The organism is uncultured Exiguobacterium sp. (assembly GCF_964277885.1).
Classification (GTDB): Bacteria; Bacillota; Bacilli; order Exiguobacteriales; family Exiguobacteriaceae; genus Exiguobacterium_A.
Window position 1 is genome coordinate 174,415 of the sequence record NZ_CAXYJR010000002.1, and the last position, 12,442, is coordinate 186,856.

13 protein-coding genes are annotated in these 12,442 nt (G+C 47.4%); 5 read left to right on the plus strand and 8 right to left on the minus strand.

The window, feature by feature from the left end; genetic code table 11:
* Positions 1-55 precede the first annotated feature (55 nt).
* From ACHWTJ_RS01085 to ACHWTJ_RS01105, 5 genes are all read right to left on the minus strand, one after another.
* Positions 56-1,957: an ABC-F family ATP-binding cassette domain-containing protein gene (locus ACHWTJ_RS01085; protein WP_294743676.1), complete on the minus strand. Its 1,902-nt coding sequence runs from the start codon at positions 1,955-1,957 to the stop codon at positions 56-58.
* Position 1,958: 1 nt separating this feature from the next.
* Positions 1,959-2,657, minus strand: coding sequence for a 1-acyl-sn-glycerol-3-phosphate acyltransferase (locus tag ACHWTJ_RS01090; protein ID WP_294744458.1), 699 nt, complete (start codon positions 2,655-2,657; stop codon positions 1,959-1,961).
* Positions 2,658-2,735: 78 nt separating this feature from the next.
* Positions 2,736-2,993, minus strand: a complete 258-nt coding sequence (locus ACHWTJ_RS01095; RefSeq protein WP_023467272.1) for a hypothetical protein — start codon at positions 2,991-2,993, stop codon at positions 2,736-2,738.
* A 38-nt stretch (positions 2,994-3,031) separates the two neighbouring features.
* Complete coding sequence (locus ACHWTJ_RS01100; protein WP_294743681.1) at positions 3,032-3,337, minus strand: hypothetical protein; 306 nt, start codon at positions 3,335-3,337, stop codon at positions 3,032-3,034.
* 125 nt (positions 3,338-3,462) lie between these two features.
* Positions 3,463-3,630 (minus strand): hypothetical protein, encoded by a 168-nt coding sequence (locus ACHWTJ_RS01105; protein ID WP_023467274.1) that lies wholly within the window; start codon positions 3,628-3,630, stop codon positions 3,463-3,465.
* A gap of 233 nt (positions 3,631-3,863) precedes the next feature.
* Here ACHWTJ_RS01105 and ACHWTJ_RS01110 point away from each other — a divergent pair, with 233 nt between their 5' ends.
* The 5 genes from ACHWTJ_RS01110 (at position 3,864) to map (ending at position 9,020) form a co-directional block, all read left to right on the plus strand.
* Positions 3,864-4,718 carry a S1 RNA-binding domain-containing protein gene (locus ACHWTJ_RS01110; RefSeq protein ID WP_294743683.1) on the plus strand — a complete coding sequence of 285 codons (855 nt, stop codon included), beginning with the start codon at positions 3,864-3,866 and terminating at the stop codon, positions 4,716-4,718.
* A gap of 331 nt (positions 4,719-5,049) precedes the next feature.
* Entirely contained in the window at positions 5,050-6,609 is a 1,560-nt protein-coding gene (locus ACHWTJ_RS01115; protein ID WP_035398788.1) for a DEAD/DEAH box helicase, read from the plus strand.
* Positions 6,610-6,715: 106 nt separating this feature from the next.
* The gene (locus ACHWTJ_RS01120; RefSeq protein WP_023467277.1) at positions 6,716-6,982 is read left to right on the plus strand and encodes a hypothetical protein; all 267 of its coding nucleotides are present in this window, start codon (positions 6,716-6,718) and stop codon (positions 6,980-6,982) included.
* Positions 6,983-7,054: 72 nt separating this feature from the next.
* Complete coding sequence (locus tag ACHWTJ_RS01125; protein WP_023467278.1) at positions 7,055-8,245, plus strand: EAL-associated domain-containing protein; 1,191 nt, start codon at positions 7,055-7,057, stop codon at positions 8,243-8,245.
* 13 nt (positions 8,246-8,258) lie between these two features.
* Complete coding sequence (gene map, locus ACHWTJ_RS01130) at positions 8,259-9,020, plus strand: type I methionyl aminopeptidase (RefSeq protein WP_023467279.1); 762 nt, start codon at positions 8,259-8,261, stop codon at positions 9,018-9,020.
* 77 nt (positions 9,021-9,097) lie between these two features.
* Here the strand turns inward: map and menC are convergent, their stop codons facing one another.
* The 3 genes from menC to menB form a co-directional block, all read right to left on the minus strand.
* Positions 9,098-10,168, minus strand: coding sequence for an o-succinylbenzoate synthase (gene menC / locus ACHWTJ_RS01135; RefSeq protein ID WP_294743689.1), 1,071 nt, complete (start codon positions 10,166-10,168; stop codon positions 9,098-9,100).
* The gene (gene menE, locus ACHWTJ_RS01140) at positions 10,165-11,538 is read right to left on the minus strand and encodes an o-succinylbenzoate--CoA ligase (RefSeq protein ID WP_394678966.1); all 1,374 of its coding nucleotides are present in this window, start codon (positions 11,536-11,538) and stop codon (positions 10,165-10,167) included. The genes menC and menE overlap by 4 nt, the downstream gene beginning before the upstream one ends.
* A 71-nt stretch (positions 11,539-11,609) precedes the next feature.
* Entirely contained in the window at positions 11,610-12,434 is an 825-nt protein-coding gene (gene menB / locus ACHWTJ_RS01145; protein ID WP_023469886.1) for a 1,4-dihydroxy-2-naphthoyl-CoA synthase, read from the minus strand.
* Positions 12,435-12,442 lie beyond the last annotated feature (8 nt).

Genomic DNA, 12,442 nt, shown 5'->3' on the forward strand with positions numbered 1-12,442 from the left:
TCCATTTCATGAAAAAAGCGGTGCTCTTCTAAAGGAAGAACTCCGCTTGTAGAAATTATTGATTGGATTGACGATAGTTTTCAAATGCCTCGATTTTTTCAGAAAGATATGTCCAATATTCCATTCGCTCGTCAAGCGTTGCTTTGGTCTTTTCGATGGCTTGATACAATTCATTGACCTTTCCGAGATCACTTCCTGCTGAAGCGAGATCAGCTTCTAATTGCTCTAATTCAACTTCACTCTCTTCGATTTGTTGCTCAATGATTGCCCAATCTTGTTGTTCCTGATAGCTTAGTTTCTTTGGCGTCTCCGTCTTTGGTGCTGTAGCAATCTCTGCTGTCTTTTCAACGACGACTGAGGGGACAGGTGCTACCATTTGCTCAAGATAGTCTGTATATTGTCCGTAATAAAAGACGATATTCCCGTCTTCAAATGCAATCAAGCGATCGACGACCCGGTCGAGGAAGTAGCGATCGTGGCTGACCGTGATGACGGTGCCGGGGAATGATTCCAAATAGTCTTCTAGTACGGATAAGGTCTCGGTATCCAAGTCGTTCGTCGGCTCATCAAGGAAGAGGACGTTCGGTTCTTCCATTAAAATCGTCAACAATTTCAGACGTCGTTTTTCGCCGCCGGAAAGCTTGCCGATTTGTTTGTATTGGGCTTCCGGTTTAAAGAGAAACTGTTCGAGCATCTGACTTGCCGTGATTTCCTCACCAGCGAGTGTCGTGATGACTTTTGCAATCCGTTCGACCTCATCGATGACGCGACGTTCGGGATGCGTGAATTCGGCGAATTGACCGTAAAAGCCGATTTTCACCGTTTCGCCATGAATGATTTCACCGGTTGTTGGCTCTAAGCGTTGCGCAAGAATTGAAAGAAGTGTTGATTTTCCGCTCCCGTTTCGCCCAACAATACCATACCGTTCTTTGCGTCCGATCAGAGCGTTAAATGATTCGAAAAGGGTCCGTTCGCCAAATCGATGCGAGACGTCATGTGCTTCAATGACTTTCTTGCCGAGGCGGGTCGAACCAACTTGTACTTCGAGTGTCGATTCTTCTTCCTCGTACGAGAGGTCTTGTAAAGCATCCACGCGCTGGATCCTAGCTTTTTGTTTCGTCGTCCGCGCCTTTGCGCCACGACGCAGCCAGGCGAGTTCGCGACGTAAGATGTTTTGACGTTTTTCTTCCATAGAAGCCGTCCGTTCACGACGTTCGGCACGTTTCTCAAGAAACGATTCATAGTTTCCGACATAGAAATAGGCCGTACCGTTCGCGATCTCCATCATATGATTCGTGACACGATTCAAGAAATAGCGATCGTGGGTGATCAGTAGAATTGCACCACGATATTCTTTGATTTGAGTCTCGAGCCAGCTAATCGTTTCGGCATCCAGTTCGTTCGTCGGCTCATCGAGCAGGAGAAGATCGGCTTCATCGAGTAAAGCTTCAGCGAGTCCGACACGCTTGCGTTGTCCTCCAGAAAGAGAGCCGATCAACGCGTTCAAGTCGAGGATACCGAGTTTGTTTAAGATCATTTTTAAGCGCGATTCCGTGTCCCAAGCTTGTGCAGCATCGACTTCTGTCTGAGCTGTGATGAAGCGATTGAGTAACGTCTCACTCGTCGGATCTTGTTCGAGTGCTAGACGCGCCGTTTCGTAGTGACGTAACGCGTTAATCGTTGGTGTATCACCAGACAGCAATACTTCCATAACAGTTTGGTCTTCCGGATAATCGGTCGTTTGCGATAGCAGACGGATCCGATAATCATTCGGATGATGCATCGTACCAGCGTCTGCTGTTTCTTTGCCAGCTAGAATGTGCAGGAGGGTCGATTTACCGGTACCGTTGACGCCGATGATACCGATCCGGTCACCAGGGGAGACGGAGAACGTGACATCTTCGAAGACGACTTTATCAGCGAATTCTTTTTTGAGATTTTCTACTTTCATTAACATATTAGGCACCTTCTATAATCTGTTTGATTTGCTGTTCGACCGTTTGGACAAGTTCTTTCTGTGTCATCGTGCTCGGATCAATCGATGGTAAGATCGTGACTTCAACTGTAGCCGGACGAATCTTGCCCGTTTCCTCCATGACACGGTAACTACCTGAAATCGCGACGGGTACGACGCGTGCGCCACTTGATGTCGCAAGGGTAAAGCTTCCTGCTTTGAATTCTGCCATCGGTCCGCCTTTAGAGCGTGTTCCTTCCGGGAAGATGATCATCGATTGTCCGTCTTTGATCGTGTCGACACCAGAACGGATTGCTTTTAGTGATTGGCGTCGGTCCTTTCGATCAATCATGACACACCCCATCAGATTCATCCAGACATTGACGATTGGAATTTTATTCACTTCGATTTTTGAGATGAATGCTTTTGGTTTATCGATTTTTCCAAGTAGAATCGGAACATCGAAGTTCCCTTGGTGATTCGAGATGAAGACGACAGGCTCATTTGCAGGGATGTGCTCACGCCCTGTCACGTTGACACGAACGCCAGCGAGTCGGAGGAGTGAGTTCGCCCAGACGCTCGCTACACGCTGAACGAATGCATAGCGTGCGAGATGCGTTCGACGTTTTGCGCTCGGTAAAAACGGTAAGGTACAGGGTAAGACAAGTCCAAAATAAATGAACCAAATGACAGTACGGATCATGATGAAGTGACAGCTCCTTTTTTCATTGCTGATGTTATTGTACAAAAAAAGACCGGGCATCGCACCCGGTCTCCGTGATTATTCCCAGTAACGAGGCTCAGATTCCTCTTCGCTTTCTCCAAGTTCGAAAGTGAGACGACGTGTCGTCGGATCAACAGAGAACGTGGCGTTCGTATTGTCGATCTGTTTGATTTCCATCGTCTCCTCATCCAAAATGAGAGTCAAGCGGACCTTATCTTCGTGATCTACGAGCAGTACGCCATCTTCCTTCAACCATAAATCGATGACAGGGGAGTAGCGAAGTGTCCAACCGTTTGATAAAGGGATTTCGTTCATAATGAATCTGTTCCTCCTAGGTGATGAAATCGTGTTCTTTACTTATCATGCTGGTCTGTCGCGGAGAATGCAAGTGGTGTACTCGAATCTCGAACAGGATAAGCGATTTGATAAGATTGTTCTCGTTTTTTCATCCGCTCGTACTGTTTTTTGACACGTCGGTGTTGAATATATTCGATGTAAGTCAGATAGGACGTACGGATCAACTGTCGGATCGATGATAATGATAGGCAAATCGCTAATGTAAAGACGAATACACCGATTGAACTCGTGTAATAGCCAGTAACAAAGCTTAAATATGTAGTAATGAGACCCGCAACCGTCGTGAATAAGTAAAAGAGCACGTCCGTTTCCTCCTCAGAAATTAAAATGATGACATGTTCATTTAATTCGAGGTTAAACATGATTTTCCTTTATCGTCCTGTAAATGTCCGGAAAAAATAAAAAATCCACACGGAAGGTGTAGATTTTAAGGGCGATCGATTTGCTGAAGCGCTGGTGTCTTCGGTGTCATATCCGTACTGTTTGATCCTTCTGCAAAGACAATTCCAATCGTAGCAAGGAAAGCAAAAAATGCAAAAACCAATGTTTTCGTGAAGCGTCGAGCGAACGAACGCGATTGAATATTATGAAACATTTTTATCCCCCATATTTACCTAAACTAAACCTTCTTTTTCCTGTTATTTAATCATATATCTTTTTTTCAAAAAAATCACGCAAATGTGTTTCGTTCACAAAGATGTCACAACTGTCATCACTGTGTCGATATCAGAGGTGAACAGAAAAAGAGTATAGTATGGTAGGGAAAGAACAGAAGGATGATTCGAAAGAACTTGAATCGATTCAAATAGAGAGAGGAGATGACCCGAAATGGGATTACGCGCAGGACAGGTTGTCACATTAAAAGTAGAACGCGAAGCAGAATTCGGAGTGTTTCTAACAGATGGAAATGAAGATGTGTTGTTGCATAACAATGAGCAGACACAAAAAGTAGCCCTTGATGATGAAGTAGAAGTCTTCTTGTATCAAGATAATGAAGGGCGCATGGCATCATCGATGACGATTCCAGAAGCTTCATTTGAAGATTATGTCAAGACGACAATCAATGGGACACGCTATAACACAGGAGTGTTTGCGAACATCGGCATTCAAAAAGATGTTCTCGTTTCGCTTGACGATTTGCCACAACGTCGGATGTTCTGGCCGGAAGAAGGCGATCAACTCTTCATTCGTCTAAAACATGATCAAAAGCTTCGGTTACTCGGAGACCCTGCACCATATGCTTATTTCAACTTGCGGGCGAAGCCGGCACCAGAGGAATGGAACAACATGGACGTCGAAGGTCTCGTCTTCTCACAACGCGAACCAGGCGTCAATGTCTGGGTCAACGATCAGTCGATTGGATTCTTGCATGAACGTGAGATGGAACGTTGGCCGCGTCTTGGAGAAGTCTTGAAATTACGAGTGACAAATGTAAAACCAGATGGTACAGTATTACTTTCAGCACGACCACGTGCCTTTGAAGCCATTGATACAGACGCGGAGTTGATTCTGAACCATCTACTTGAACATGATGGTCAGATGCCGTATGGTGATAAGACAGCTCCCGAGACGATCGATGAAGTATTCGGTCTCAGTAAGGCAGCATTCAAACGAGCGCTTGGTCGCCTGTTGAAAGATAAAAAAATAGAAAAAAATGAAACGGGTATTCGGTTGACGAAATAATCGGACCGAGTAAGCCTGCGTTTCGAATAGATAGTAAGGAATTCATCATTTTGGTGGTTGCGGCTGGTTTGATTACCGGCGACCATTTACTGAATATACCCCATCACTAGTGGGGCACGCGATGATGTTCATCGCACGGTCCGGGCATTACGCCTTTCCCTCGCCCTTATGGCAACGATTATGATGGTGACTTCCCTAAACATTATTATAAGAGAAACCACTCTATCTTTATGTGATAGATTCTGTTATAATAGGTAGTCGATTGTATTCGTTACGGTAGCGTCTGTTTAGTGGCAGACGCTTTTCATATGACAAAGGAGAGTATTTAGCATTGACAACATTTCGTGAATTAAATCTTAGTGAGGCACTTATCAAAGGTGTCCTAAAAATGGGCTTTGAAGAAGCAACACCAATCCAAGCAGAAACAATTCCAGTCGGACTCAGCGGCGTTGACTTAATCGGTCAAGCACAAACAGGTACTGGTAAAACTGCAGCATTCGGTATCCCGACAATCGAGCGTCTTGACGCAAAATCACGCAACATCCAAGCGTTGATTCTTGCTCCAACACGTGAACTTGCAATCCAGGTAGCAGAAGAATTGAACCGGATCGGTGAAGTAAAACGCGTTCATGCACTTCCTGTTTACGGCGGTCAACAAATCGATCGTCAAATCCGCGCACTTCGCAAAAATCCACAAATCGTCGTTGCGACACCAGGACGTTTGATGGACCACATGAACCGTAAGACGTTGAACCTCGATCACGTTCAAACGGTCATCCTTGACGAAGCAGATGAGATGTTGAACATGGGATTCGTCGAAGACATCGAGAAAATCCTCGGTGCACTTCCTGAAACACGTCAAACACTCTTATTCTCAGCAACGATGCCACCACAAATTCGTAAAATCGCAGATCGTTTCATGACGACTCCGACACACATCAAAGTCAAAGCAAAAGAAATGACAGTTGAAAACATCGACCAGTCATTCATCGAATTGAAAGAAAGCCAAAAATTCGACGTTCTTTGCCGTTTGATCGACACGGATTCTCCGGAACTCTCAATCATCTTCGGTCGTACGAAAAAACGTGTTGACGAAATGACTGAAGGTTTGATCCAACGTGGATACACAGCTGACGGTTTACACGGTGACTTAACACAAGCAAAACGTGACCAAGTCATCCGTCGTTTCAAAAAAGGAACGATTGATATCCTCGTCGCGACAGACGTTGCAGCACGTGGTCTTGACATCTCTGGTGTCACACACGTCTACAACTTCGACGTCCCACAAGATCCAGAGAGCTATGTTCACCGGATCGGTCGTACGGGTCGTGCTGGTAAAACAGGATCGGCTGTCACATTCGTTACACCACGTGAATTCGGTCAAATCAAAACAATCGAACGTGTCACGAACAAAAAAATGTCACGTCGTCATGCACCAACACTTGATGAAATCTTAGAAGGCAACTTGAAGCTTGCTGCACAAGAACTCATCAAACGCGTTGAAGCAAAAGACTCAAAAGAATATACGACACTTGCACAAGAACTCTTAGAAGAGTACGAAGCAGTGGAACTTCTTTCAGCAGCACTTAAAGGATTGACGAAAGAGCCGGATGCAACACCAGTCCAAATCTCTTCAATCGAACCAATCCGCGTGAAACGTTTCGGTAGCAACGGTGGTGGAAACCGTCGTCCTTACGGAAACAAAGGTGGAAGTGGAAGCGGCAACCGCAGTGGCGGATACCGTGGAAACAACCCACGCGGTGGCGAGCGTCGTGAAGGTGGTCGTTCATCTTCTTCATCAGATCGTCGTGAAGGCGGTTATGCTGGACGTAGCAACCGTAGCGAAAGCGATCGTAACCGTGGTGGACGTAAACCACGTTTTGAAAAGTAAACGATTCGAACCGATTTGTCACAGACAAGTCGGTTCTTTTTTATGATTTATCTGAGCGGTCATGATAAAATGAGCCATGAACGATAGGGAGAGGGCTGAATCATTCGTGTATACCATTTATGTAGCAGCATCCGTCTGTCTCGTTGCACTGATCGTCGCGACGAAAAAGATTTGTGAGCGGACGACAAAAGGACATTTTCGTTATATTCCGTTGGCGACCTTATTATTTGGCGGCATCATCTTTCTTGTGCTAGCCATCGGTAAGGGAGGAGCCGTCGGAATCCAATACGGTGTCCTGAGTATCATCTACTTGACGGCGACATTCGGTGTGTACTTGTATATCGCATTGCGGAAAGATACGACGTTATCGTAAAACAGGGGCTCTCTCGTTACAGAGAGGCTCTTTTTTTGTTAAGATAGAACAAGAGTACAAGGGGGGAATAGAATGGATGCATTAGATGTCATCGTTCATCCCGAAGAGATAGAGGCATGGTTTCAACCGATCGTAGGCGCTGCCCCTTTTAAGGTGGAAGGGTATGAAATCCAGTCCCATTTTCGTGGAGAACCGTTAAAACCATTTTTTCAGGAAGACGATGTTCCAATCGAGTATCAACTCGAAGTCATGGGGCATGTCGTCCGTCAAGCATTCCAAAAAGTACCCTCCGATGCACAAGCGTTTATTCTGATCCGTTGTCGTCCAGCTTGGCTGTTTGAAAACGGTGGGGAGGACTTCTTGCATGTCTTACGGACGGTCGACTCGTCGTTTCCAAAAGAGCGGATGTACGTTACTTTGACGGATGTCCAAGTCGATGATTTTGACCGTCTGGGTCGGATCGTCGCGTATTACCAGAACTCTGGACTGAAGGTAGCGCTGGACCGTGCGGAAGCAACGAGTCTTGAACGTGTCTTTTCGATGTCGCCGGATATGTTGATCGTCGATTTATCCTCCATGATTGAAAAAAAGACCGTCTCAGCGTCGTATCCACATCTCTTACAGACGATGGAGCATCTTTGCGACCAGCTTGGAGCGCCACTTTTGTATAAGAATATCAGTCATCTCGGTCAACTTCGGTATGCGTGGCAACACGGAGGACGTTACTACATGGGGAATCTACTTGGAGAAGCATCACCTGAATGGGTCATGACCTGTCCTGGTATGGAAGTGTTGATCCATGAAGTCCCGATGTTTTATAAATATGATCGCGAGCAGATGAATCGCTTGTTTCAGCTAGAGCAAGACTGGACGGTTCGATTTAATGAAGATTGTCAGTCCTTGAAGCCGGAGCAAGATCTCGATCAATGGTTGTTGACGCTCGCCCGGAAGATGGAGCCGGAGTTCATCCGGTTTTATATCACGGACGCGAATGGCTTCCAACAGTCTTCAAACGTCAGTAAAAAGAGTGGGGAGTGGAAACTGTATTCCTTCTACAAAGGATACAACTGGAGTTTCCGTCCTTATTTCATTCGGACGACGGTAGCGATGGAGCGACGACATAGTGGATATTTGTCTGAACGGTACGTCGACTTCAGCTCGAGTGAACAAACGCGGACATTTAGTATGCCGCTCAGTAATGGGATGTTCTTATTTGCGGATATCTCTGCAGATTATCTATATCAAGAACGATTGAGTGAATGAGGAGGAAATGAAAGTGTTAGATTATGATTACGAGGCATTACGAGAAATTGGACGAATCGTCGCCATGGCACGCGATGAGATGGCAGATGCTGTCAAACCGGGAATCACGACGAAGGAACTCGATGACATCGGAGCACGCATCCTGAAGGAACAGGGAGCAGAGTCTGCTCCAATCGTCATGTACGATTTCCCAGGAGCGACATGTATCAGTGTCAATGATATCGCCGCACACGGTATCCCAGGGAAGTATGTCATTCAAGAAGGTGATATCGTCAATGTCGATGTCTCGGCTGTGAAGAACGGTTACTACTCGGACACAGGGAAGACGGTCATCGCAGGAGAAGCAAAACGTCCGGAAGATGTCCGACTCGTTGAAGTGTCATTGACGGCGCTTGAGAAAGGTCTTGAAAAAGTCAAAGCCGGAACGAAGGTCAACCAGATTGGAAAAGCAATCTATGCCGAAACACGTAAGAGCGGTTTCACGGTCATCCGTAACTTAGCGGGACATGGTCTCGGTAAGACACTTCATGGTGAGCCAGAATCCATCTCGAACTACTTCAACCGTGAAGAAAACGATCTGTTGAAAGAAGGACAAGTCATCGCTGTCGAGACGTTTATTTCAACAGGAGATGAGTTCTGTATCGAAGATGAGCGGGACGGTTGGACGTTGTACACACCAAACCGGAGCCTTGTCTCACAATTCGAGCACACCGTCGTCGTCTTGAAGGACGGGTATGAGATTTTGACAAAAGTTGAAGGCAAAGAATCGTTCTAAGAAAAGCGAACGTCATAAAACACGAGAAGAGGCAATGGAAGTCAATCCATTGCTTCTTTTTCGTCGTGGTGTCCTTGTTACAAAGTAATCCGGGACGTTGCCAATTTGTTCAACTGTGATTTGGATACGGCTGGAGCAGAATACCGTATGTGTCCTTGTTCGACATGATACGGGGTCTCAAGCAAATCTTCTTCGAAATAATCGGCAGTACTTGCCATATCGATCGGATAAGCGAGTCCCGGAAGTGTTGCGAAAGCAAGGGTCTGGCGACGCCCGATTCCGCTCTCGAACATCCCCCCGAGCCAGTAAGGCGCTTTTTGTCGAAGGGATAGGGCATTCGTCAGTCCACCGACGCGTGCCGGCTTGATGTTCAGAATCTGACCGGCGTGCAGCGTCTTCATCAACTGGGCATCCGCTGGAGCGACGATGGATTCATCGAGACAAATCGGTGTCTGCAAGAGTCTAGCAAGTCGTTGATGCCCGGACCAATCCGACGCTGCGAGCGGTTGTTCCATCATAACGAGACCAAATGAATCCCACTTTTGTAATAGAGGGAAGTCCGCTTCAGTGAAGCTACCGTTGGCGTCAAACATCAAGGGCGCCTCAGGGAAAGCGGTGCGAACCTGCTCAAGAACAGCGGTATCCGTCGGGGCGAGCTTCAGCTTGATCCGTCCATAGCCGGAGGCGAGCGCTTGTCCGACAGCTTCGACGGTCTGCGTTGCGGAAGCCCGTCCGAGTGCTTTCCCGCAAGGTACGAGGGATGATTCATCACCTCCGAGATACGTGGCGAGCGATTGCCCGGCAGCTGATGCGAATAACTCGTAGACTGCACCTTCGAACATCGCCTTTGCCATCGGATTACCTTGCACGATGCGGAAACGATCCGTAACGTCTGCTGGATGATGGAGCGGTTGTTCAAGTAACCGATACAGCAGCGGAGCAATTCCTTGGAGGGAGTGCTGTGTTTCCGATGTATACCACGGTGTATCGAACGCGACACCTTCCCCGTAACCGATTCGTCCTTCCGAATCAATCAGACGCAAAATCGTCGTCCGGCGTACCGTCAGCGTCGAGAGTGCGGTTTGCATCGGACGACGAAAGACGAGCGGAACATCGAACAGTTCGGCAGACCGGAGCGTGATGCTCATAATGACTCCTTTAGTTGCTTCCGCAATAGTTTACCGTTCGCATTGCGTGGCAGCGCACTATGATAGATATAATCAACCGGACATTTATATTTAGCGAGCAATTGACTGATCTCGTTGCGGACCATGACTTCATCGAGTGTACTGACGATGAAGGCGACCGGAACCTGTCCCCATTTAGCATCAAATCGTCCGACGACACCTGCTTCCTGAATCCCATCAATCGAGAGAAGTGCTGATTCGACTTCAGCTGGATAAATGTTTTCCCCACCTGAGATGATGAGGTCGCTTCGACGATCGAGAACATAGAGGTATCCGTCGGCGTCCAGACGTCCTAAGTCACCAGTCTTGAAAAAACCGTCTGCCGTAAAGGCGTCTGCCGTTTTCTCTTCCTCATGAAAATAGCCTTTCATGATCGTCGGTCCTTTGACTTCGATTTCTTGATGACGAGTAATGCGAATTTGTGTCGGATGAATTGCTTGTCCGGCAGATCCGATTTTTCGTAAGGCATCCTCAGGCAAGAGAGTTGCAATTTGTGACGCGGTTTCCGTCATCCCGTATGTCTGCATGACCGGGATATTGCGGTCGAGTGCACGCGTCAGAATCGGTAATGGTACAGGACCGCCTCCTGTCAGTACGACGCGAAGTGCGTGGCGACGTAGTCCGGCTTCAAGCAGTCGATCAAGCATGACCGAGACGAGTGAGACGTGGGTGATCTTTTCTGTCGTAATCCAGTGCAAGGCGCGTTCTGGCGAAAAATGTGGCTCAAGAATGATCGGTACTCCATAGATGACTGCCCGATAGACGACAGCTAATCCGCTCATATGGAACAGTGGTGTGACGATCAAAAAACGATCCTCTGGCAGTGATCCGATATGACGCGCGGCGTTCGTCGCACTTGAGAAATGATTCAACATCGTCTGTTCGACAGCTTTCGGGTGTCCGGTCGTACCACTCGTAAAGAGCATTGATTGGACGTATTGCTTGGGCATATGGCGTATTAACAGGTCAGGGGCTTCTTTTTCATAAGAGAAAGCCCGACATGGAATCGTGGTATCGAGTGTCCGGTCCGTTACGACGAGTCGCACATCCGCCTGCTTAAATTGGCGTAATACTTCTGTCTGCGTCAAACGTGTGTTGATCGGAACGACGGTCAGTTCGAGCAATTGAGCAGCGTGAAGAGCAACAATATACTGTGCACTCGAGGGACCGTAAAGGGCGATCCGGTCTCCGCGTGTTACGATCGTCGCCCAAGTACTTGCTAAGCGATGCGCGCGTACATATAGTTCAGACCATGACCAGCGCTCTGTTTCCGTAATGAGCGCGATGTCATCCGGTTGCTCTTTTGCCCGTGTATAGATCCAAGGATACAAAATAGTCACTTCCTTTATGATGAATATACGAAAAAGGTTCAATGTCAGAAGACGATTGAACCTTTTTTTCATTATGGGAAACGCGGGAACTGTCCGAAGTCAGGATTGCGTTTTTCTTTGAACGCATCGCGTCCTTCTTTTGCTTCGTCTGTTGTATAGTACAGCAACGTAGCGTCTCCAGCGAGTTGCTGAATCCCTGCAAGACCATCTGAATCGGCGTTGAATGCCGCTTTGAGGAAACGAAGAGCCGTTGGCGAATGTTGAAGGATTTCAGCACACCATTGAATCGTTTCTTGCTCGAGATCTGCGAGTGGAACGACCGTATTGACGAGTCCCATATCAAGTGCTTGCTGTGCGTCATATTGACGGCAGAGGTACCAGATTTCACGCGCTTTCTTGTGTCCAACAACGCGTGCGAGGTAACCAGAACCATATCCAGCATCGAATGAACCGACTTTTGGACCTGTTTGTCCGAAGCGAGCGTTGTCCGCAGCGATTGTCAAGTCACACACGAGGTGAAGGACATGTCCGCCGCCAATCGCATAACCTGCGACCATTGCGATGACTGGTTTCGGGATAACACGAATCAAACGTTGAAGATCAAGGACGTTCAAGCGTGGAATTTCGTCGTCGCCGACATATCCACCATGTCCACGTACCTTTTGGTCTCCACCAGAACAGAATGCGAGATCGCCTTCACCTGTTAAGATGATGACGCCAACGTTTTGATCGTCACGTGCGCGTGAAAATGCGTCGATGAGTTCGTGGACCGTGTGTGGTCGGAACGCGTTGCGAACTTCTGGACGGTTGATCGTGATTTTCGCGATCCCGTTCCATTGTTCATATTTGATGTCTTCATAGCTACGGGCTGATACCCATTCCGGAGCGTATTTCATGTGAATTC